General features: G+C 63.7%; 20 protein-coding genes. 13 read left to right on the top strand and 7 right to left on the bottom strand.

What is annotated here, in order from left to right; genetic code table 11:
* Positions 1-10 precede the first annotated feature (10 nt).
* Positions 11-406, bottom strand: a complete 396-nt coding sequence (locus tag LC083_RS09760) for a Mov34/MPN/PAD-1 family protein (RefSeq protein WP_226700235.1) — start codon at positions 404-406, stop codon at positions 11-13.
* Positions 407-422: 16 nt separating this feature from the next.
* Between LC083_RS09760 and LC083_RS09755 the strand changes: the two genes are divergently transcribed.
* The 3 genes from LC083_RS09755 to LC083_RS09745 all read left to right on the top strand — a co-directional run bounded on the left by LC083_RS09755 (position 423) and on the right by LC083_RS09745 (position 3,182).
* A complete protein-coding gene (locus tag LC083_RS09755; RefSeq protein WP_226700234.1) occupies positions 423-1,367 on the top strand; it encodes an RluA family pseudouridine synthase in 945 nt (314 codons plus the stop codon).
* A gap of 69 nt (positions 1,368-1,436) precedes the next feature.
* On the top strand, positions 1,437-2,396 hold the full coding sequence (rpoH, locus tag LC083_RS09750) for an RNA polymerase sigma factor RpoH (RefSeq protein WP_264187267.1): 960 nt from the start codon (positions 1,437-1,439) through the stop codon (positions 2,394-2,396).
* Between the two features lie 186 nt (positions 2,397-2,582).
* Entirely contained in the window at positions 2,583-3,182 is a 600-nt protein-coding gene (locus LC083_RS09745; protein WP_226700232.1) for a hypothetical protein, read from the top strand.
* A gap of 14 nt (positions 3,183-3,196) precedes the next feature.
* Here the strand turns inward: LC083_RS09745 and LC083_RS09740 are convergent, their stop codons facing one another.
* On the bottom strand, positions 3,197-4,531 hold the full coding sequence (locus tag LC083_RS09740; protein WP_226700231.1) for a M20 metallopeptidase family protein: 1,335 nt from the start codon (positions 4,529-4,531) through the stop codon (positions 3,197-3,199).
* A 96-nt stretch (positions 4,532-4,627) separates the two neighbouring features.
* Between LC083_RS09740 and mtgA the strand changes: the two genes are divergently transcribed.
* From mtgA to LC083_RS09715, 5 genes are all read left to right on the top strand, one after another.
* Positions 4,628-5,296: a monofunctional biosynthetic peptidoglycan transglycosylase gene (mtgA, locus tag LC083_RS09735; RefSeq protein ID WP_226700230.1), complete on the top strand. Its 669-nt coding sequence runs from the start codon at positions 4,628-4,630 to the stop codon at positions 5,294-5,296.
* Positions 5,297-5,460: 164 nt separating this feature from the next.
* Entirely contained in the window at positions 5,461-6,411 is a 951-nt protein-coding gene (locus tag LC083_RS09730) for a cation diffusion facilitator family transporter (protein WP_226700229.1), read from the top strand.
* Complete coding sequence (locus LC083_RS09725) at positions 6,408-6,977, top strand: sigma-70 family RNA polymerase sigma factor (protein ID WP_226700228.1); 570 nt, start codon at positions 6,408-6,410, stop codon at positions 6,975-6,977. The genes LC083_RS09730 and LC083_RS09725 overlap by 4 nt, the downstream gene beginning before the upstream one ends.
* The gene (locus LC083_RS09720; RefSeq protein WP_226700227.1) at positions 6,974-7,696 is read left to right on the top strand and encodes an anti-sigma factor domain-containing protein; all 723 of its coding nucleotides are present in this window, start codon (positions 6,974-6,976) and stop codon (positions 7,694-7,696) included. The genes LC083_RS09725 and LC083_RS09720 overlap by 4 nt, the downstream gene beginning before the upstream one ends.
* A gap of 81 nt (positions 7,697-7,777) precedes the next feature.
* Positions 7,778-8,350: a fasciclin domain-containing protein gene (locus tag LC083_RS09715; RefSeq protein WP_226700226.1), complete on the top strand. Its 573-nt coding sequence runs from the start codon at positions 7,778-7,780 to the stop codon at positions 8,348-8,350.
* Between the two features lie 89 nt (positions 8,351-8,439).
* Here LC083_RS09715 and LC083_RS09710 read toward each other — a convergent pair whose 3' ends face one another.
* From LC083_RS09710 to LC083_RS09690, 5 genes are read right to left on the bottom strand one after another with little or no spacing between them, the layout of a single operon-like run.
* Complete coding sequence (locus LC083_RS09710; protein ID WP_226700225.1) at positions 8,440-9,474, bottom strand: aldo/keto reductase; 1,035 nt, start codon at positions 9,472-9,474, stop codon at positions 8,440-8,442.
* A gap of 4 nt (positions 9,475-9,478) precedes the next feature.
* On the bottom strand, positions 9,479-10,219 hold the full coding sequence (locus LC083_RS09705; protein ID WP_226700224.1) for an SDR family NAD(P)-dependent oxidoreductase: 741 nt from the start codon (positions 10,217-10,219) through the stop codon (positions 9,479-9,481).
* A 10-nt stretch (positions 10,220-10,229) separates the two neighbouring features.
* Positions 10,230-11,372, bottom strand: a complete 1,143-nt coding sequence (locus LC083_RS09700) for an acyl-CoA dehydrogenase family protein (RefSeq protein ID WP_226700223.1) — start codon at positions 11,370-11,372, stop codon at positions 10,230-10,232.
* An 11-nt stretch (positions 11,373-11,383) separates the two neighbouring features.
* Complete coding sequence (locus LC083_RS09695) at positions 11,384-12,361, bottom strand: NAD(P)H-dependent flavin oxidoreductase (RefSeq protein ID WP_222554524.1); 978 nt, start codon at positions 12,359-12,361, stop codon at positions 11,384-11,386.
* A gap of 58 nt (positions 12,362-12,419) precedes the next feature.
* Positions 12,420-13,031, bottom strand: coding sequence for a flavin reductase family protein (locus LC083_RS09690; RefSeq protein ID WP_226700222.1), 612 nt, complete (start codon positions 13,029-13,031; stop codon positions 12,420-12,422).
* A gap of 240 nt (positions 13,032-13,271) precedes the next feature.
* On the opposite strand from LC083_RS09690, the gene LC083_RS09685 reads away from it, so the two are divergent.
* The 5 genes from LC083_RS09685 to LC083_RS09665 all read left to right on the top strand — a co-directional run bounded on the left by LC083_RS09685 (position 13,272) and on the right by LC083_RS09665 (position 21,162).
* Positions 13,272-16,244, top strand: coding sequence for a TonB-dependent receptor (locus tag LC083_RS09685; protein WP_226700221.1), 2,973 nt, complete (start codon positions 13,272-13,274; stop codon positions 16,242-16,244).
* Between the two features lie 126 nt (positions 16,245-16,370).
* Positions 16,371-17,918, top strand: a complete 1,548-nt coding sequence (locus LC083_RS09680; RefSeq protein ID WP_226700220.1) for a tryptophan halogenase family protein — start codon at positions 16,371-16,373, stop codon at positions 17,916-17,918.
* A 1-nt stretch (position 17,919) separates the two neighbouring features.
* Positions 17,920-18,639, top strand: coding sequence for a SapC family protein (locus LC083_RS09675; RefSeq protein WP_226700219.1), 720 nt, complete (start codon positions 17,920-17,922; stop codon positions 18,637-18,639).
* A complete protein-coding gene (locus LC083_RS09670) occupies positions 18,632-19,663 on the top strand; it encodes a cupin-like domain-containing protein (protein ID WP_226700218.1) in 1,032 nt (343 codons plus the stop codon). The genes LC083_RS09675 and LC083_RS09670 overlap by 8 nt, the downstream gene beginning before the upstream one ends.
* The gene (locus LC083_RS09665; protein WP_226700217.1) at positions 19,660-21,162 is read left to right on the top strand and encodes a tryptophan halogenase family protein; all 1,503 of its coding nucleotides are present in this window, start codon (positions 19,660-19,662) and stop codon (positions 21,160-21,162) included. The genes LC083_RS09670 and LC083_RS09665 overlap by 4 nt, the downstream gene beginning before the upstream one ends.
* Positions 21,163-21,241 lie beyond the last annotated feature (79 nt).

Genomic DNA, 21,241 nt, shown 5'->3' with positions numbered 1-21,241 from the left:
TAAGCGCCTTCTAGCGTTCGCGGATCACATAGGGAAGCGCATGGAAACCGCCATCCCCCGAGCGCCAGAAGGTGACTCCGCCTGCCGCGATAATCGCCCAGACCGCCCCGTCGCCTGCCGCCAGTTCGGCATCGCGGGGCGACGGACCGATGCGGCCGTTGGGATGCGAGTGGTAATAGCCGAGCACCTGCGGGCCGCCCGCGCGGGCAGCGCGGTGGGCATCGATCAGGGTCTGCGGATCGATCTCGAAATGGTGCCCGGGTTCCTCATGGACGTTGGCGGCGGGCACAATTTCCTCGATCCGCGAATCGGCGCCGAGCAACACGCCGCAGCATTCGCGCGGGTGGGCATTCGCCGCTTCATCCAGCAGGCGCTGCATCACGTCACTTGAGAGTTCGAGCGTCATCGCGCATGGCCCTAGCATGGCCGAGCCAGAAATCCTCTCCGGAACGCTGTCAGAGGGCGGTCGCCTCGACAAGGTGCTTGCCGAGGCCAGCGGCCTGTCGCGCGAACGGGTCAAGACGCTGATCGCCCAAGGCGCGGTGACGATCGGCAAGACCGTGGCGAAATCGGCGTCCGCCAAGGTCAGGGGCGAGGAAAACTGGCGCATCGCCTTGCCCCCGCCCCAGCCGCTCGACACGCCCGCGCAGGACATCCCGCTCGACATCGTGTTCGAGGACGACGACCTCCTGGTGGTCAACAAACCCGCCGGAATGGTCGTGCACCCGGCTGCCGGCAATCTGGAAGGCACGCTGGTCAATGCCCTGCTCCACCACTGCCGCGGCAAGCTGTCGGGCATCAACGGGGTCGAGCGTCCCGGCATCGTCCACCGCATCGACAAGGACACGAGCGGGCTGCTGGTTGTCGCCAAGTCCGATGCAGCGCACGAGGGTCTTGCCAAGCAGTTCGCCGACCATTCGATAACGCGCCGCTACCTCGCGGTCTGCGCCGGACATCCGAACCCTCCATCGGGCACGGTTTCGGGCCGCATCGGGCGGTCGGACAAGGATCGCAAGAAGATGACGATCCTCCCCGACACCTCTTCGCGCGGGAAGCACGCGGTCACGCATTTCGAGACGCTGGAGCGGCTCGAAGGTGCATCGCTGATCGAATGCAGGCTGGAAACGGGCCGCACGCACCAGGTCCGCGTTCACTGTGCGTCAATCGGTCATGCGCTATTGGGAGACCCTGTCTATGGACGCACTCCCAAGGCCCTCCGGACCCTTCTCGAACGGCTCGATTTCCGCCGCCAGGCGCTGCACGCCGCGAGGCTCGGATTCAGACATCCTATCACCGGTGAAACCTTGGATTTCTGCGCCGAATTGCCTGCCGATATGCGGGAACTGATCGACGAAACCGCTCGTTGAAATCGACGAAAGGGCCGTGCAATCCGGCGCCCGCTACTGTATAAGTAACCGAGTGGCCCGAATGACCGGATGCCCATCAGGGGTCCGGCAAGAGAGGTCGACGCAAGAAAGGTCAGGATATTAGTGTCTAACGCAAAATCTTTGAGCGTCCCGGCGCTCGGCGGTGAGCAGAGCCTCAACCGCTATCTCTCTGAAATCAAGAAGTTCCCGGTGCTGACGGCTGAGCAGGAATACATGCTCGCCAAGCGTTTCGAGGAACACGAGGATCCCGAAGCTGCGGCGCAGCTCGTGACCTCGCACCTGCGACTCGTAGCCAAAATCGCCATGGGCTACCGCGGCTATGGCCTGCCCGTCTCGGACCTCATTTCCGAAGGCAATGTCGGCCTTATGCAGGGCGTAAAGAAGTTCGAGGCCGATCGCGGCTTCCGTCTCGCCACCTATGCCATGTGGTGGATCAAGGCTTCGATCCAGGAATACATCCTGCGTTCGTGGAGCCTCGTGAAGATGGGCACCACCGCTGCGCAGAAGAAGCTGTTCTTCAATCTGCGCCGCATGAAGAAGAATCTCGACGCCTACGAGGACACCGACCTCCACCCCGACGACGTCACGAAGATCGCGACCGATCTCGGCGTGCCGGAGCAGGAAGTCGTCAACATGAACCGCCGGATGATGATGGGCGGCGACGGCTCGCTCAACACGCCGATGCGCAACGGCGAAGAAGGTTCGGGCGAATGGCAGGACTGGCTGACGGACGACCGTCCGCTGCAGGACGAAACCGTTGCCGAAGCGGAAGAAAAGGAAGTCCGCCACGAAATGCTCGTGGAAGCGATGGACAGCCTCAACGACCGCGAGAAGCACATTCTCACCGAACGCCGCCTGACGGACAATCCGCAGACGCTCGAAGAGCTCAGCCAGGTTTATTCGGTCAGCCGCGAACGCATTCGCCAGATCGAGGTGCGCGCCTTCGAGAAGCTCCAGAAGGCTATGCAGCGTATTGCCGGCGAAAGGCTGCTGCCAGGCGTCGCCTGAGGCATCCGCGCCTGAGTACAGACACGGAAGGGGCGGCCATGTGCCGCCCCTTTTTCGTCTGTGACTGCCAGGCGTGCTTGGGATTGGCATTGCCTTGCGGTTGCATTCCGGTCCCCCGGTCGCTTCAATAAAGGTGGGTAGCGATCGCCATAGGTCGCGTGGGTTCGAGGTAGCCAGGGGGGACCGATGAAATTCACCACTTTGACGACTGGCCTTCCACTGGCCATTGCAGGGATTGCAGTGTCTTTCCCGTCCGAAGGCCAAGCGCAGAAACGGATCGAGCAGCAAACCGGCCCGTGGAAGCACAGGGGCGCAGGCGTGGTCTTCCCGGACAAGGTCGGTCAGTTCGAGCGAACCTCGATCACCGAGTTTTCGTCCGACGGGCGAGATGCCGGTGTGCGCTACAAGCTCGTCAACGACGGCGGGACGCTGTCAGTCACCATCTTTCTCTACCCCAAAATCAAAGGCGTAAACTGCGCCGAGAATTTTGCCGACGGCGCAGGCCTGATCGCGAAGTATCCGGGTGCGCAGGAAAACCGCTTCTGGATTTCGCCTTCGCCCGACCGTTCGCGCTCATCCGCAGCGCTTTCCATCCGGTTCGATGTGCCGGAAAACTCCACCGGCGAAGGTCATCAGGCATCGCTTTCCGACCTGTATCTCTACTGCCCGGCCAAGGGCGATTGGCTGGTCAAATATCGCGCCACCTGGTTCGGCGGGACGGCGGAAAATTTCCCGGACCCGCTGGACCTGACGTCAGCCATCGACTGGCGCCCCGCCGAGCGCTGAGCGCGCGCCTCCCGCTATTTCGGAGGCGCCAGGTCGAGCACCGCGGCAATCATCGCACGCGTCCCCAGCGTCACGCTCTCGCGCGGCGAGATCTTGAACAGCGGCGAGTGATGCGAAGGGACCGGCGGCCCGCCATTGGCGGCCGCCTCGAAGTCTTCGGGCGGAGTGCCCCCGACCGCGAAGTAATAGCCCGGCACGCCCTGTTCCTTGGTGACGAAATAGGCGAAATCTTCCGCCCCCATGCCGGTCTGGACCGCAGGCAGGAAGCCGTCTTCGCCGAATGCGTCGATCATCACCGCATTAAGTCGGCGCGCAAGCGCAGGATCGTTTGCCGTGACCGGCGTCCCTTCTGTGCGGGTGACGCGCGGCAGCAGGTCTTCGGGAAGGCCGTGCGCGCGGCCGATATTGACGGCGATCCGCTCGATCGCCTCGTGGACCTGGGCCCGCACCTCCTCGTCATTGGCGCGCACCGTGAGCTGAAGCCGCGCTTCGTCGGAGATGATGTTGTGCTTGGTGCCCGAATGGAATGAACCCACGGTGACGACCACCGGTGACAGCGGCCCCACTTCGCGGCTGTCGATCGACTGGAGCGCCGTCACGATCTGCGCTCCGATATAGACGGGATCGCGGCCCTGGTGGGGCGATGCGCCATGCGCGCCGATACCGGGCACGACGATGTCCACCGAATCCGCGCTCGAGCCGACGATGTCTTCCGACCCCGAAACCTTGCCGGTCGACAGGTCCGCATCGACATGGAAGGCGACCGCGTAATCGGGCTTGCCGAAGCGTTCGTAGAGGCCATCCTTGAGCATCAGCTCCGCCCCGCCCACTCGCTCTTCCGCAGGCTGGACGACGAACATCAGCGTGCCGGACCACTGGTCCTTCATCTCCATCAGTTGCCGCGCGGTGCCGACCATGGAGGTGATGTGAACATCATGCCCGCAGGCGTGCATCACGGGGTATTCAACGCCGTCCTGCGCGACCTGGACGGCCTTGGATGCATAGGGCAGGCCGGATTTCTCCGGCAAAGGCAGGCCGTCCATGTCCGCACGCAGCATGACCAGCGGACCCGGACCGTTGCGGACCATGCCCACGACGCCGGTCCCGCCGACGCCTTCGGTTACCTCCATGCCGGTCGCACGCAATTCGGCTGCCATCCGTTTGGCGGTGTTGGTTTCGAGGAAGGACAGTTCGGGATTTTCGTGGAAGTGCCTGAACAGCGCGCCCAGGTGGTCGGCATAGTCTGCCTCCACGGCCTTGGCGATTTCGCCGGTATCGGCACTCGCGTGGCTTGCCCCCATTGCCAGCGCCACTGCGGCGGCGCCGATCCATTTGCTGTCGACTCGCATGTCCTTCTCCCCTGTTGCGGATTGGAACAGAGCATGCCGCCGCGCTATCAACAAGCGCGATTGCGCGGTGCGTCCGTGCACAGTAGACGCGCTGGCATGCGTGTCGTCGTGCGTTTCCTCTTCCGCTTCCTCGTCGGTTTCCTGGGCCTGAGCATCGCGCTGGTCGTGCTGTTCAAATTCGTGCCCGTGCCGGTGACTGCGACCATGATCATGGACGGCAACGGTATCACCAAGGATTGGGAACCGCTGTCGAACATCGACCGCAACATGGTGCGCGCCGTCATCGCGGCAGAGGACGGAAAATTCTGCACGCACGATGGTTTCGACCGCGAAGCCATCGAAAATGCCATCCAGCAGAATGCCAAGGGCGGGCGAATCCGCGGCGGTTCGACCGTGAGCCAGCAGACCGCGAAGAACGTCTTTCTGTGGCAGGGCGGAGGCTATTTTCGCAAAGGTCTGGAGGCCTATTTCACCGTTCTCATCGAGAATATCTGGGGCAAACGGCGGATCATGGAGGTCTATCTCAATGTCGCGGAAACGGGGATCGGCACTTATGGCGCGGAAGCCGGGGCGCAGCGATATTTCGGCAAGTCGGCAACACGGCTGACCCCGCTGGAGGCGGCGCGCATGGCGGCAGCCCTCCCCTTGCCGAAGGAACGGTCGGTCAAGAACCCGGGCGGCTGGCTGCGGCGCCACGGCAATACCATTTCCGCCCGTATCGGCGTCGTCGGCCGCGACGGTCTCGACACCTGCATTTACGAATAGGCAGCGTTCGGCACAGCAGACCTTTACCCTGCAACACCGTAGGTGTATGTTATATCATTGCAGATGCGATATTTCGTATCCCGCTGTATTCCAGCGTTTTTCCTTGAAGGATGTCCGGAAAAACGGCAGTCGGGCGGGATTAGGGGCATGGGGAGCCGGCGAAATTGGGAACAGGCCACGGCCACCATCACGCGCACGCGGGGCACGGTCATGACGGGCACGGCCATGGAGGCCATGGCCACTCGCATGCACCGAAGGATTTCGGCCGCGCATTCCTGATCGGCATCATCCTCAACAGCGGTTTCGTGATCATCGAGGCTGCATACGGATGGATTTCCGGTTCGATGGCGCTGATCGCGGACGCCGGGCACAATCTTTCCGATGTTCTTGCCCTGCTGCTGGCCTGGGGAGCCAGCGTGGCTGCCAAGCGTCCGCCGAACGAGCGTTTCACCTACGGCTACAAGAGCTCGACCATCCTCGCCGCGCTCGCCAATGCGGCGCTTTTGCTCGTCGCAATTGGTGCAATCGCGTTCGAGACCGCGCACCGGATGACCGATCCGCTGCCGGTCGACGGAACGACCATGATCATCGTCGCCGGCATCGGCATCGCGATCAACACCGGCACCGCCCTGCTTTTCCTTCGCGGGCGCGAGCATGACCTCAATATCCGCGGCGCCTTCCTGCACATGGCGGCCGACGCGCTGGTCAGTCTCGGCGTGGTGCTGGCGGGGATCGCCATCCTTTATACCGGGGCGCTCTGGATCGATCCGGTGGTCAGCCTGATCATCGTGGCCGTCATTGCCTGGGGAACATGGGGGCTGCTCAAGGATAGCTTAGCCATGAGCTTGCTTGCCGTGCCCAAGGGTATCTCCGAAAAAGCCGTCCGCGGCTATCTCGCCTCGCTGGACGGGGTGAGCGAGGTGCACGACCTCCATATCTGGCCCATGTCGACCACCGAAACCGCGCTGACCGCGCATCTCGTCATGCCCGGCGGGCATCCGGGCGATGCCTTCCTGCGCGAAGCCGCGCACGAGCTGGAGCACCATCACCGGATCAATCACGCGACCATCCAGGTGGAGACGACCAGCAAGCAATGCGGGGTCGGCTGCCCGTGAAACCGGCAAGCGCAGCGGCCCGCGAAAGGCTGAAGGCGGCCATGGCACGCCTTGCAGGCGGGGACCGCGGCGCGCTGGAGGAAATTTATCGCGCCACCTCGGCGAAGCTTTTCGGCATCTGCCTGCGTATCTTGGGGGACGAGAAGGAAGCCGAGGACGCGTTGCAGGACGTCTACATCAATCTCTGGCGCAGGGCCGACCGGTACGATCCCGGCCGAGCGAGCCCGATTGCGTGGCTGGCAACCTTCGCCCGCAACCGCGCGGTCGACCGCCTGCGCGCCGGCAAGCTGCGCCAGGCGAGCGTCGGCGAGGAAGAGGCCGCGCCGATAGCGGACGCATCTCCGCTCGCCGAAGACCTGCTCATCGACGCCGAGCGCGAGGCCCGTGTCCACCAGTGCATCGAAAAGCTGGAAGACGAGCCGCGTAGCGCCATCCGCTCCGCTTTCTTCGAAGGCCGCACTTACGCCGACCTCGCAGAAAGCAGCGGAACGCCGCTGGGGACGATGAAGAGCCGGATCCGCCGCGCCCTTGCGCGTCTGAAGACTTGCCTGGAGAAGGGGGAATGACCGATGCGCCCCGCCCCGACGACGACACGCTTACCGCGGAATATGCGCTCGGCCTGCTGGAGGGCGAGGAACTGCTGGCCGCGCGCGGCCGCGAGGCAAGCGATCCCAGCTTTGCGGCAGCGGTTGCCTGGTGGCAGGACCGGCTGGCCCCGATGCTCGACGAGATTTCGCCTGCGACACCGCGCGCAGAGGTCTGGCGCCGCATCGAGGAGGCGCTGGACGGTGCTGCCCCGTCGGCTGAGGTCATCGATCTCAGGAACCGGATGCGCCGCTGGCAGGTCTTCGGCACGGTGAGTGCCGCCGCTGCCGCAGCGATTGCCGTCTTCGCCTTCACGTTCATGACCCTGCCCACCACACCTCAGGTGCAGCCACAGGCGGAAGCACCGCTGGTCGCATCGGTGCCGATTGCGGACACCGACCTTAGGCTGGCCGTCACCTACCTGCCCGACCGCGGCGAACTGCTCGTTTCGGCAAGCGGCCTGACCGCCGATGGGGTCCACGACCACGAGCTGTGGCTCGTCCCGCAGGACGATACGCCGCTCCTCTCGCTAGGCGTGGTAGCGCCCGGCGAGGAACGCCGCGTGACGCTGGAACCGGCAGTCGCGGCGAAGATGGCCGACGGTGCGCCGCTGCTCCTCACGCGCGAGCCGCTGGGCGGCAAGCCGGAAGGCGTCGATGCCGGGCCGGTGGTCGCGGAAGGCCAGCTGAAAAAAATCTGAGGCCGCATGCATCCGCGGGGCAACACGCTCCGTAACTCTCCCACGCAAGAAGGACGGGCTTGCACGAAAAGGAGAGTTTCAATGCCGATTTCGAACCAGCTCAAGGCCGCAGCAGCGGCGTCCGTACTTGCCATGGGCGGGTTTGCGCTCGCCGCCGCGACGCCGGCTGTCGCGCACAACCTTGGCAAGCATTCGATGAAGAGCCAGCCCAACATCGTCGAGGCCGCCATGGGCACCGGTGTGCACGACAGGCTGGTCGCCGCCGTCAAGGCCGCCGACCTCGTCGACACGCTGTCTTCGCCCGGCCCCTTCACCGTCTTCGCGCCGACCGACGATGCATTCGGCGAACTGCCGGCCGGCACCGTCGATGCGCTGCTGCAGCCGGCCAACAAGGGCAAGCTGCAGACCGTGCTGACCTATCACGTCGTCTCGGGCCGTATCCCGGCAGCCCAGCTTTCGGCCGCGATCAAGCAGGCCGGTGGCAGCTATGAATTCGAAACGGTCGCGGGCGAGACGCTGACCGCCAGCTTCGATGGGCACACCATCGTCGTCACCGACGCCCTGGGTCGCGAAACCAAGGTCGTGCAGGCCGATGTGAAGACCACCAACGGCGTGATCCACGTCACGGACGGCGTCTTCCTTCCGAGCGCCTGAAGGTTGCAAGGCACCGCCACTTAGCCTTCCCCCTCGAAAGGCGGTGTCAACTTGTCCCGCCCGGCTTGCGTAGCGCCGGGCGGGATTTTTCATGTCCGGTTTGAGGCCTTGAGCGTGAGCGACCAGTTCTGCGGCGCGGTCGATGCGACGCCCACCGGCGTCTTGGGGCGATAGGGCTTCTCCAGCCGGTCGACCTCGTCGGGGGTGAGACCGAGCGCCATGGCCTCTACCGCCGCGCCGATATGGCCCGGCTTGGTCGCCCCGATAATCGGCGCAGTGATGCCCGGCGTGGCGAAATGCCATGCGAGCGCCACGGTCGCGCGCGAAACGCCGCGATCGGCAGCGATCCGGCCGACTGCCTCGATCACCTCGCGATCCGCATCCACGTTCTGCGTGTAGAGCAGCTTGCCGAACCCGTCGGTCTCGCTGCGCACGGTGGCCTCGTCCCATGCGCGGGCGAGCTTGCCACGCGCGAGCGGGGACCAGGGAATGATGCCGACGCCCTGGTCGCGGCAGAGCGGGATCATCTCGCGCTCTTCCTCGCGGTAGAGCAGGTTGACGTGGTTCTGCATCGAGATGAAGCGCGTCCAGCCGTTAGCGCGGGCTACCTCCTGCGCCTTGGCGAACTGCCACGCGGCCATGGAGGATGCGCCGATGTAGCGCGCCTTGCCCGCCTTCACGATGTCGTGCAGCGCCTCCATCGTTTCTTCGATCGGAGTGGTGTCGTCCCAGCGGTGGATCTGGAACAGGTCGACATATTCCATGCCGAGCCGCGCCAGGCTGTCGTCGATCGCCTGGAACAGGCTCTTGCGCGAATTGCCGCCGGTATTGGGCGCCTGCCGCCAGGGCAGGAAGGCCTTGGTCGCCAGCACGATCTCGTCGCGCTTTGCGAACTGGGGGAGCAGGCGGCCCACGACCTCTTCCGATGCGCCCATCGAGTACATGTTGGCCGTGTCGAAGAAGTTGATGCCCGCTTCCACTGCCTCGCGGATGAAGGGGCGGCTGTCCTCTTCCGACAGCACCCACTCGCCATGCCAGCCTTTGCTGGTGTCGCCATAGCTCATGCACCCGAGGCACAGGCGCGAGACCTTTAGGCCCGAAGGGCCGAGATTGACGTATTCCACCGTGTCAGTTCCCTACGCTCAGGCCGCCATCGACGCTGATTGTCTGGCCGACCACGTAATCGGCCAGCGGCGAGGCAAGGAACAGCGCCGCGCCCGCCATGTCCTGCGGCAGGCCGAGACGGCCCCGCGGGGTGCTTGCGATGGTAGCATCGCGGAACTTCTCGTTGCCGAGAAAGGCGTCGTTGATCTTGGTGTGGACGTATCCCGGCGCAATGCCGTTCACGCGGATGCCTTCTGCCGCAAAGGCGAGGCTGAGCGAGCGGACCATGCTGATCGCGGCCGCCTTGCTGGCGCCATAGGCCGGGTTGCCGATCAGGCCGCGATAACCGCCGATCGAGCTGATGATGATCAGCGATCCGCCGGTATCCGCCAGCTTGGGGCGCACGGCATTGGAACAATCGAGCAGCGAATCGAGATTGACCGCCATGACCGCGTCCCAGCCTTCGCGGTTGAATTCGTCGCGGTTGTAGCGGGCGATGCCCTGGCACAGCACCACCACGTCGAGCCGTTCGGGCCATGCGAAGGCATCGAGCGCCGCGCGGTCCGCCACGTCGAGCGAATGGAAGGTCAGCCCTTCGAGGACGCTGCCGTCTTCGGGCGAATAGTCGTCCGCGCTGGGCCTGGTGCCGGTCACGTGGACCTCGGCCCCCTGTTCGCGGAAGCCGTGGGCGATGCCGTTGCCGATTCCGCTCGTCCCTCCGACGACGAGGACGGTCTTGCCGGTAAAATCGAGCGGATTGGCCATGTCTGTCTCCTCAGATCGCGCGGCTGACGACTTCCTTCATGATCTCGTTCGTGCCGCCATAGATGCGCTGGACGCGGGCATCGCGCCACAGGCGGGCAATGGGATATTCGTTCATGTAGCCTGCCCCGCCATGCAGCTGCAGCGATTTGTCGCAGCATTCCCACTGCAGTTCGGTGTGCCACAGCTTGGCGGCGCTTGCCTCGTCGGTGGTCAGTTCGCCCTTGAGGTGGCGCTGGATCGCCCAGTCGAGATGCGCCCAGCCGACCTGCAGCTTGGCGGCGAGGTCTGCGAGCACGAACTTGGTGTTCTGGAATTCGAACACGGTGCGTCCGAAGGCCTTGCGGTCCTTGGTGAACTTCACCGCCTCGTCGAAAGCGCGCTGGGCGCCGGCCTGCGCACCGACGGCGATCGACAGGCGTTCCTGCGGCAGTTCCTCCATCAAATGGATGAAGCCCCGCCCTTCGCCGCCGAGCAGATTGTCCTTCGGCACGCGGCAGTCGTTGAAGAAAAGCTCGGACGTATCGGCGGCGTGCTGACCGATCTTGTCGAGATTGCGCCCACGCTCGAAACCGGGCGTGCCGGCATCGACCAGGATGAGCGAGGTGCCCTTGGCGCCCTGCGAGGGGTCGGTCTTGGCGACCACTATAACCACGTCCGCATTCTGGCCGTTGGTGATGTAGGTCTTCGAGCCGTTGATAACCCATTCGTCGCCGTCGAGCGTCGCGGTGGTGCGCACGCCCTGCAGGTCGGAGCCCGCACCCGGCTCGGTCATGGCGATGGCGGTGATGACATCGCCGCTGATCATGCCGGGCAGGTATTTCGACTTCTGCTCCTCGGTGCCGAGCCGCTCGAAGTAATTGACCGTGATGTCGTTCTGCAGCGTGAATCCGGCAGACGAGCCAAGGTAGCTCAGTTCTTCCGCGATCACGCAATTGAAGCCGAAATCGAGGCCGAGCCCGCCGTTCTCTTCCGCGACCGTGGGGCACAGCATCCCCGCCTCGCCCAGCGCTTTCCACGCGCTGCGCGGGACGATGCCCTCTTCCTCGTGCTGGTCGAGATAGGGCGTCATGTGTTCGGCAAAGACCTTGCGCACCGTGTCGCGGAAAGCCTCGTGGTCTTCGGAATAGGCGAAGCGTTTGGACGTATCGAGCATCTGGGGGGACCTTATGCGTTCTGGAAACCTGCAAGCCGCTTGGTGATGATCTCCTCGGCCTGAGCCATGATGCCGTCGATCAGCTCCTTGCAGGTCGGGATGTCGTGGATGAGGCCTGCAACCATGCCGCAGGACCATGCGCCTGCATCCATGTCGCCTTCGGTCATGATGCGCGGATAAACGCCGGCGACCTGTTCGATGATATCCTCGAACTTGAGGTCCGAGCCCTTTTCCTTCTCGATGCGGAGCAGTTCCTCCACTGCGTCATTGGTCATCACGCGCTCGGTGTTTCGCAGCGGGCGCATGACGAGGCGCGTGTCGAGTTCGGAAGCCGCGACGATCGCCTTCTTCACGTTCTCGTGCACCGGCGCTTCCTTGGTGGCGATGAAGCGCGTGCCCATGTTGATGCCGTCCGCGCCCATCGCGAGGCTGGCGACGAGGCTGCGGCCATCGGCCATGCCGCCGCTGGCGACGAAGGGGATTTCCAGCTCGTCCGCCGCGCGGGGCAGCAGGATCATGTTGGGGATGTCGTCCTCGCCCGGGTGCCCGCCGCATTCGAAGCCGTCGACCGAAACCGCGTCGCAGCCGATCGACTGGGCCTTGAGGCTGTGGCGCACGCTGGTGCACTTGTGGATGACCTTGACGCCCGCATCCTTGAAATAGGGCAGGACCTGTGCGGGATTGTTGCCCGCCGTCTCCACGATCTTCACCCCGCCTTCGATGATCACGCGCACCAGCCCCGGATAATCGGGCGCGTTGACGGTGGGCAGGAAGGTCAGGTTCACGCCGAAGGGCTTGTCGGTCATGTCCTTGCAGCGCGCGATCTCGTTGGCGAGCTTTTCGGGCGTGCCCTGCGTCAGGCCGGTGATGATGCCGAGACCGCCGGCATTGGACACGGCTGCCGCCATTTCGGCGAAACCGACATAATGCATGCCGCCCTGGATGATCGGATGCTCGATGCCGAACATTTCGGTGATGCGAGTCTTCATGGCCTGCCTCTCCTGCTGGTTGCTTTTCGCAACCGGTATCGGGCGGGCAGGAGAGAGTCTAGCGCTTCGCGATGCCTTCTAGCGCCCGCAGCAGTTCAAGGCCGCGTTCCGTAAGGGCAAGTCCCTCGCCCGATTTCTCCGCGAGGCCCTCGTGCTCCAGATCCTCGCCGGTCGGCGCGCGCATCAGACGCCCGTACCGGCCGGAATGATAGATCAGCGGTTCGGCATCGCGGCGCTCGAATTCGACCACTTCGCCGAGGAAGATCGCATGGTCGCCGCCTTCGTATTCGAAGCGGGCGCGGCAACCGAACCGCGCAGCGTATCCTGCCAGCAGCGGCGCGCCTTCCGGCCCGTCGACCACGTCGAGCCCGGCAAACTTGTCGTTGCCCGGCTGCGCAAAGCGGTCGGACATGGCCTGCTGGTCTGCGGCCAGCACGTGGACCGCCCAGCTCTGCGCCTCGCGAAAGACCGGCAGGCTGCCCGAATGGAGCGAGAGGCTCCACAGCACCATCGGCGGGTCGAGGCTCACCGAATTGAAGCTGTTGGCAGTCAGGCCCACCGGACGCCCGTCGGCATCGCGCGTCGTCACGATGGTGACGCCGGTCACGAATGAGCCAAGTGCGCTGCGGAAGGCCTGCGGGTCGAACATCGCCAGCGGCGCTAACGCCACGCGCCGAAGAGAGCAATGGGGGCGTTGCGCGCAATAGCTGAAACAGGAATGTCACACTTCGCGCAATTTCTGTGCAAACGAATCCACTGGAATTGACCGAGTGAACGTTATCAAATAGGTGAACGTTCACATTTAGCTTTGCGTGCGCGCCAAGCGCATGTCTTGGGAGGAGAATCACAGATGGCTTTTGGACGTAAGCCCTCTTTTGCCAAATTCATGGCGGGGGCATCGGTGGTGGCAATGGGACTCAGCGCCACCCAGGCAATGGCGCAAGACGCCACTGCCGGCGAGGAGGCGGCTGAAGAAGTCGTCGCAGAAGACGACGTTATCGTCGTCACCGGTATTCGCGCTTCGCTGCGCGATGCCATGAACATCAAGCGCAACGCGCAGGGTGTCGTCGATGCGATTTCGGCAGAAGATATCGGCAAATTCCCCGATACCAACCTGGCCGAATCGCTGCAGCGTATCACCGGCGTGTCGATCGACCGTGAAAACGGCGAAGGCGCCCGCGTCACGGTTCGCGGCTTCGGTCCGGAATACAACCTCGTCACGCTCAACGGCCGCCAGATGCCGACTTCGACTCTCGGTGACGGCGCCAGCGCGCCTTCGTCGCGTTCGTTCGACTTCGGCAACCTCGCTTCCGAAGCAGTCGTCGCCGTCGAGGTCTACAAGACCGGCCGCGCGACCGTTCCTTCGGGCGGTATCGGTTCGTCGATCAACATCCGCACCCCGCGCCCGCTCAACAATCCGGGCTTCAGCGGCAGCTTTGCCGTCAAGGGCGTCTATGACGAATCCGAAAACGACGATGTGAGCATCACGCCGGAAGTTTCGGGCGTCATCAGCAAGACCTTCGCCGAAGACCGCATCGGTATCGCTGTCACCGGCAGCTACCAGAAGCGCAAATCGGGCTTCAACCAGTTCTTCAGCGAATTCCGCGACGGTTACCTTGGTTGCGGCAGCGGCTACGAAAACGAGTGGGGCGCTATCCCCTGCGATCCGGGCAACGACTGGCGTGGTAACTACAACCTCCAGGAAAACCGCCCCGACGCCAACACCGTCTACGCGGTTCCGCAGAACGGTTCGTACAACGTCACCAACATCGACCGCGAGCGCATCAACGGCCAGGCCGTGCTGCAGGCGAAGCTGGGCGACAACGTCACCGCGACGCTCGACTACACCTTCTCGCAGAACACTGTCGAAGCCGCGCAGAGCTCGGTCGGCATCTGGTTCAACCACGTCACGACTTCGAGTGCGTGGGGTGACGGCCCGGTTGCGGACATCCTGTTCTACTCGGAAAACTTCGGCGGCGCACCGTCCGACCTTTCCTACAGCGGCTCGCTCACGGCCAACCGCTCGATCAACCACTCGCTGGGTGGCAACATCGAATGGGAAGCGCCCAACGGCTTTACCTTCACGCTCGACGCGCACAGCTCGAGCGCAGAATCGAAGCCGACGCTGCCGTACGGTTCGAACCTGTCGGTCGGCACCGCCGTGTTCAACGTGCAGACGCAGACCATCGACTACACGTCCTACCTGCCGGTCATTTCCTACACGAATGCGACCGGTACGGACGGCAACGACGTGGCGCAGCGCTTTGCCACGGGTAACGCGTTCCGCAATGCCTACTTCAAGGACGAGATCGATCAGGTCCAGCTGAGCGGCAACTACACGCCGGAAGCAGATTCCTTCCTGCAGTCGCTCGACTTCGGCGTGACCTACACCAACAACCGCGTCCAGTCGGCCTACGGCTTCATCCAGAACGATACCTGGGGCGGCCTCGGCACTCCGGCTGATATTCCGGACGACATCTTCTTCCCGATCAGCGTGACCGATGCGTTCCGCGGCCTTGAAGGTGTCGATAACCCGAACATCATCCAGAGCTTCTACGGCTTCGACGTGGAACGCATGGTCGACCTGCTGGAAAGCCAGTTCGGCATCTGCTCGAGCCCGGCAACCGGCGCTGCACAGCCCGGCACCTGCCTTGCTGTCCAGGACATCGACCGTCGCATCACGGAAAAGACCCTGGCTCCTTACGCCGAGGCGGCATTCTCGTTCGACGTCGGCGCTGGTGAGGCACACCTCATCACGGGCCTTCGTTACGAAGTGACCGATGTCGATTCGCGGGCTCTTTCGCTGATCCCCGACGGTTCGGCCTGGGTTGCGGCGAACGAGTTCAACCTCAGCTACGCAGATGCTCGTGACTTCACCCGTGCCAAGGGTAGCTACGACTTCTGGCTGCCGAACATCGACTTCGACATCGAGCCGATCCAGGATGTGATCTTCCGTGCTTCCTACAGCCACACGATCACCCGCCCGACCTACGACAACCTGCAGGGTGGCCTGAGCCTGAACCCGCTGTTCCGCGTGGACGGTGGCGACGGTAACCAGGGCAACCCGAACCTGCTGCCGTTCAAGTCGGAGAACTTCGACGCTTCGGTCGAATGGTACTACGGCAACGCCAGCTACATGTCGGTCGGCTACTTCCGCAAGAACGTGGAGAACTACATCACGGTCGGCGGGATCCAGCAGTTCTTCGAAGGTGTCTACCAGCCCTACAATGGTCCGCGTGCTGCAGAAGCGCGTGCAGCCCTTGGCGGCGGTGCCATCTCGAACGACGACATCCGCGCCTACATCATTGCCAACTACCCCGAGACGACCTCGTTCAACCCGGTCACCGGCCAGACCGCCATCCTCGGCGTTCCGGGCGATCCGCTGCTCGAGTTCAACATCTCCGTTCCGATCAACTCGGACCAGAAGGCAACGATCGACGGTTGGGAATTCGCGCTCCAGCACAACTTCTGGGAAACCGGCTTCGGTGTCATCCTGAACTACACCATCGTCAACGGCGATGCCGAGTTCGACAACACCCAGCCCTACCGAATCCCGCAGTTCGCGCTGGTCGGTCTTTCGGATAGCGCCAACGCCGTCCTGTTCTACGACAAGGGTCCGTTCCAGGCTCGTGCGGCGTGGAACTGGCGTGACGACTTCCTGGCCGGTTACAGCCAGAACCCGACCAACCCGTTCTATCGTGACGAGTACTGGCAGATCGACGCCAGCGCCTCGTACGAGTTCGACAACGGGCTGACGGTGTTCGCGGAAGCGATCAACCTGACCGGCGAGAACCTGAAGGGTTACCGCCGCAGCGAGAACAACACCTTCTTCGCCTATCGTGGTGCACCGCGCTACGCGGCGGGTGTTCGCTTCAGCTTCTAAGAGGCAGCCGGGGGCGGATCCGTCCGCCCCCCTTCGCTTGGAAACGAAGGGCCGCGCTGCCGAAAGGCTGGCGCGGCCCTTTCCTTTTGCCCCATGCATCGGGCATGTAGGGGCAGAGTTCAGGACATGGCGCGACAGATGCAAAATGTGGTGATTGCCGGTGGAGGCACCGCGGGGTGGCTTTCCGCCGCCTATCTCGCCGCACGTCGTCCCGACCTGTCGATTACCCTGGTCGAGGCACCGGACATCCCGACCATCGGTGTGGGAGAGGGCACCTGGCCGACCATGCGCGACACGCTGCGCACCATCGGCATCCCCGAAGCGGAATTCCTGCGCGAATGCGATGCCAGCTTCAAACAGGGCTCGCGTTTCGACGGCTGGCGCACCGGAAAGGCCGGCGACAGCTATCTCCACCCGTTCACGGCCCCCGCTCCCGGCGATATGCGGGCACTCCTGTCGGCATGGCAGCAGCATGCGCCGGGCGTTGCCTTCGCCTCCGCAGTGACGCCGCAGGCCGATGCCTGCGTTCGCAACCTTGCCCCGCGACAGCGTTCCATGCCGGATTACGCGGGCGCGCTGAATTACGGCTATCACCTCGACGCGGGCAAATTCGCACGCCTGCTCGAACGCCACGCGACCGCGCGGCTCGGCGTTACTCATCTTGCCGATCATATTTCCGGTGTCGAAGTCGGTGCAGACGGGCTGGTGGATGCGCTGGTCTTGCGCGAAAACGGCAGGCTGGAAGGCGATTTCTTCCTCGACTGCACCGGCATGGCCGCGGTGCTTGCGGATGGACACCTCGAAGGGGGATGGGTCGACCGGTCCGACGTGTCGTTCAACGACCGCGCGCTCGCCGTACAGGTCCCCACCCTCCCCGACGCGCCGATCGCCTCGCAGACCATCGGCACCGCGCACGAAGCGGGCTGGCTGTGGGACATTGCACTACCGACCCGCCGCGGGATCGGCTGCGTCTATTCCTCCCGCTTCTGCGACGATGCACAGGCGGAGGCTACCTTGCGCACGTACATCGCTGCCAATGTCGCCGGAGCCGACCTCGACAGCCTCGCCCCGCGCAAGCTGTCCTTCAGGACCGGGCACCGCGAACGGTTCTGGCAGGGCAATTGCCTTGCCGTCGGTCTTTCGGCAGGGTTCATCGAGCCGCTCGAAGCTTCTGCCATCGTGCTGATCGAACTGTCGCTGAAGGCACTGGCGGAAAACTTCCCCGCGAGCCGGGCGGCGCTGCCCGCCCACGCGGCGCGGTTCAACACGCTGTTCCGCTACCGCTGGAACCGGATCGTGGACTTTCTCAAGCTCCACTACGTGCTGAGCGAAAGAACAGAACCCTACTGGCGAGCCCAGCGCGCCCCCGAAACTGTCCCCGCCTCGCTGGGCGAACAGCTGGTGCTGTGGCGTGACCAGCCGCCCTCGCAATGGGACTTTCCGCAGATCGACGAGATATTCTCCGCCTACAGCCAGCACTACGTGCTTTACGGCATGGGCTTCCCGGCGCCCGAAACTGCGCCGGGCGCGGATCTCGAACTTGCGCAGCGCCGCCTTGCCGAAGTGCGCGAACGTGCGCGCGGCTTGGCTGCTGCATTACCGACAAATCGCGTCTATCTCGACGCTGTGAACACAACCGCTGCGCCGGATGCGCGCGAGGGAGAAATTGCCTGAAATGAGCAACCACCAAGTCCTGAACAATGCCGATCACCGCGATCTGCGGGTCCTGCTCGAGCCTAGTGCGGAGCGCGGCGACGCCGTCATGGGCACGCTGGTCACGCCGATCGAATTCCGGCGCGTGCAGGCGGAATATCCGATCGTGTTCCGCAAGAACCAGGAAGATGACAGCTTCACCGCGCTTGCCCTGTTCGGGTTCGAGAACGGCGAGAACCTGTTCCTGAAGGACGGAAACTGGGACGCGCGTTACCGCCCGCTCAGCCTTGCCATCCAGCCGTTCCTCATCGGGCGGACGCAGAACGGCGAAGGTGTGGGCCAGGTGCACATCGACATGGACCATCCGCGCGTCTCGAAAAACGGCGAAGGCACCCGCGTTTTCGACGAGGATGGAGGGACCACGCCGTTCCTCGAGGATATTGCAGGCATGCTGGGCGAACTCGACCAGGGCCACCGCGACAGCGCCGGCTTCTTCGACGCCCTGAAGCGGCACGATCTGCTCGAGCCGTTCACGCTGGAAGTGCCCTTGTCGGACGGCTCGAAGCATTCGCTCGTCGGCTTTCACATCGTCAATGAAAGCAAGCTCCAGAGCCTCGATGGCGATGCCCTCGCCGACTTGCATGGAAGCGGCCACCTGATGCCCGTATTCATGGCGCTGGCCTCGCTGTCGCATTTCTCCGATCTCGTCGAACGCAAGGATGCCAAGGTCCGGAATGGCTGAAGCCGACCCTTCCATCTTCGCCGCCATGAAGGCGGTACCCGAACGCGAAGTTCGGGATGAAGCGGCGCTGGATGCGCTGCTGAAGGACGCGCGCGAACCGTTTCTCGTGCGCGGACTGGTGAAGGATTGGCCGCTGGTCCAGGCCGGGCTGGAATCGAACAATGCAGCCCGTGCCTATCTCGTGGAGCGGGCGCGCCCGGTACAATTCGCGATCTCGTTGGGTCCGCCAGCCCAGGGCGGTCGCATGTTCTACGACGACGACATGTCGATGAATTTCCGCATGGGCAAAGGAAAGCTGGCGGAGATATTCGCCGGCTTCGAAAAGCACGAAGGCCAGCCCGATGCACCGACAGCCTATCTTGGCTCCATCGACATCAAGAGCCATTTCGATGGCGTGGCGGAGGAAAATCCGCCTCCGCTGGGCGAACGCAACCCGCGACACAGTATCTGGATAGGCAATGCGACCAGGGTCGCTGCCCATAGCGACTTTCCCGACAACCTGGCCTGTTGCGCTGTCGGAAAGCGGCGGTTCACGCTGTTTCCGCCCGACCAGTTCCGCAACCTCTACCTGGGGCCGCTGGACAACACTCCTGCGGGCAGGCCCATCAGCATGGTCGATTTCCATGCCCCGGACCTCGATCGTTTCCCGCGCTTCGCCGAGGCTCTGGGCCATGCGCAGGTGGCGAACATGGAGCCGGGGGACGCGCTGTTCGTTCCTTCCATGTGGTGGCACCATGTCGAAGGGCTTTCGGACTTCAACGTCCTCGTGAATTACTGGTGGCGCGATGGCGCAGCCTGGGGCGGCGATCCGCAGGTGGCGCTGAACCACGCGATACTTGCATTGCGTGACCTTCCGCAGGCCGACCGCGAGATCTGGCGCGACCTGTTCGACCACTATGTGTTTTCCCATGAACCTGCGAACCATGCGCACATTCCCGCCGGGAAAAGGGGTGTCCTCGACCCGCTCGATGCACCTGCCGCCTCGCGCCTGCGCTCATTTCTCCTCAGGATGCTGAACTCATGAAGACCGATTACACTCCTCGCCGCATCGTCATTGCCGGGGGCGGCACTGCCGGATGGATGGCGGCGTGTGCGCTCGCCCGCACGATGGGCAAGACGATCGAACTGACGCTGGTGGAAAGCGACGCGATCGGTACGGTCGGCGTGGGCGAGAGCACGATCCCGCCGCTGGTGAAATACAATCAGCTGATCGGCATCGACGAAAACACCTTCATGCGCGAGACGCAGGCGACCTTCAAACTCGGCATCGAGTTCGAGAACTGGAAGGTCGATGGCGAAAAGTACTTCCACTCCTTCGGCGCAACCGGCCGCGACCACTGGTCGGCAGGCTTCCAGCATTTCTGGCTCCACGGCCTGACCAAGGGTCACACCGAAAGCTTCGACGACTACTGCCTCGAACTCAAGGCAGCCTATGCCGGCAAGTTCGCCCACCTGCCGGAAAACCGGATCAACTACGCCTACCAGCTCGATGCCACCCGCTATGCCGCCTACCTGCGGCGTGAAGCCGAGGCGCATGGCGCCATGCGCAAGGAAGGCAAGATCGCGCGCGTCGAGCTTGATGGGGAAAACGGCAATATCGCTGCCCTGCACCTCGAAGACGGTTCGCGCATAGAAGGCGACCTGTTCGTCGACTGCACCGGCTTCCGAGCCCTGCTGATCGAAGGCGCGCTGCACGTCGGCTTCGACGATTGGAGCCACCAGTTGCCCTGCGACCGCGCCATCGCGGTCCAGACCGAGAGCGTTCGTCCGCCGATCCCCTATACGCGTGCCATCGCACATGATTCAGGCTGGCAGTGGCGCATCCCGCTCCAGCACCGCCAGGGCAACGGCATAGTTTACTGCAGCCGCTATCTCTCCGACGACGAGGCCGAGGCTCGCCTGCTTTCGTCGGTCGAAGGCGAGACCTGCAGCAAGCCCAACCGCATCCGCTTCGTCACCGGCGCGCGCCGCAAGCAGTGGCACCGCAATTGTGTCGCGGTCGGTCTTTCGAGCGGATTCATGGAGCCGCTGGAATCGACCTCGATCCACCTCATCCAGCGCGCGGTACTGCGGATTATCCGCATGATACCGTTCGGAGAGATCGCCCAGGCCGATATCGACGAGTTCAATGACCAGCAGTTGACCGACATGGTCCAGATCCGCGATTTCCTTATCCTCCACTACAAGGCGACCGAGCGGCGGGACTCGCCCTTCTGGCGCCAGTGTGCGGACATGGAGATTCCCGAAAGCCTGGCGCACAAGATCGAGCTTTTCCGCGAAACCGGGCGCGTTTTCCGCCGCGACGAGGAACTTTTCGCCGAGAACAGCTGGGTTCAGGTCATGATGGGCCAAGGCATCATGCCCAAGACCTATCACCCTGTGGCGACCAAGATGAGCGAAGAGGAACTGACCCGCTTCCTTGCCACGATCAGGGAAAACGTGGCGCGAACGGTTGCAGGATTACCCGAACATCATGCCTATGTGGCACGGTATTGCGGGGCCAACCAGGCCGAAGCGGCCTGACGACGTAGACAGAGTGCGGCCTATTCCTGCGCGGGATCGCAGGAGCCGGACCGCAGGGATGGAAAGAACGAGGGGGGTT

The sequence above is a fragment of the Qipengyuania gaetbuli genome, from assembly GCF_020524765.1.
In the GTDB taxonomy this organism is placed as follows: Bacteria; Pseudomonadota; Alphaproteobacteria; order Sphingomonadales; family Sphingomonadaceae; genus Qipengyuania; species Qipengyuania gaetbuli_A.
This window is presented reverse-complemented; position numbering and strand designations above follow the sequence as displayed.

Excerpts from the sequence above, each read along its gene's own strand:
- LC083_RS09760 (WP_226700235.1), bottom strand. The coding sequence starts at position 406 with ATGACGCTCGAACTCTCAAGTGACGTGATGCAGCGCCTGCTGGATGAA.
- LC083_RS09755 (WP_226700234.1), top strand. The coding sequence starts at position 423 with ATGGCCGAGCCAGAAATCCTCTCCGGAACGCTGTCAGAGGGCGGTCGC.
- rpoH (WP_264187267.1), top strand. The coding sequence starts at position 1,437 with ATGCCCATCAGGGGTCCGGCAAGAGAGGTCGACGCAAGAAAGGTCAGG.
- LC083_RS09745 (WP_226700232.1), top strand. The coding sequence starts at position 2,583 with ATGAAATTCACCACTTTGACGACTGGCCTTCCACTGGCCATTGCAGGG.
- LC083_RS09740 (WP_226700231.1), bottom strand. The coding sequence starts at position 4,531 with ATGCGAGTCGACAGCAAATGGATCGGCGCCGCCGCAGTGGCGCTGGCA.
- mtgA (WP_226700230.1), top strand. The coding sequence starts at position 4,628 with ATGCGTGTCGTCGTGCGTTTCCTCTTCCGCTTCCTCGTCGGTTTCCTG.
- LC083_RS09720 (WP_226700227.1), top strand. The coding sequence starts at position 6,974 with ATGACCGATGCGCCCCGCCCCGACGACGACACGCTTACCGCGGAATAT.
- LC083_RS09715 (WP_226700226.1), top strand. The coding sequence starts at position 7,778 with ATGCCGATTTCGAACCAGCTCAAGGCCGCAGCAGCGGCGTCCGTACTT.
- LC083_RS09705 (WP_226700224.1), bottom strand. The coding sequence starts at position 10,219 with ATGGCCAATCCGCTCGATTTTACCGGCAAGACCGTCCTCGTCGTCGGA.
- LC083_RS09700 (WP_226700223.1), bottom strand. The coding sequence starts at position 11,372 with ATGCTCGATACGTCCAAACGCTTCGCCTATTCCGAAGACCACGAGGCT.
- LC083_RS09695 (WP_222554524.1), bottom strand. The coding sequence starts at position 12,361 with ATGAAGACTCGCATCACCGAAATGTTCGGCATCGAGCATCCGATCATC.
- LC083_RS09685 (WP_226700221.1), top strand. The coding sequence starts at position 13,272 with ATGGGACTCAGCGCCACCCAGGCAATGGCGCAAGACGCCACTGCCGGC.
- LC083_RS09680 (WP_226700220.1), top strand. The coding sequence starts at position 16,371 with ATGGCGCGACAGATGCAAAATGTGGTGATTGCCGGTGGAGGCACCGCG.
- LC083_RS09675 (WP_226700219.1), top strand. The coding sequence starts at position 17,920 with ATGAGCAACCACCAAGTCCTGAACAATGCCGATCACCGCGATCTGCGG.
- LC083_RS09670 (WP_226700218.1), top strand. The coding sequence starts at position 18,632 with ATGGCTGAAGCCGACCCTTCCATCTTCGCCGCCATGAAGGCGGTACCC.
- LC083_RS09665 (WP_226700217.1), top strand. The coding sequence starts at position 19,660 with ATGAAGACCGATTACACTCCTCGCCGCATCGTCATTGCCGGGGGCGGC.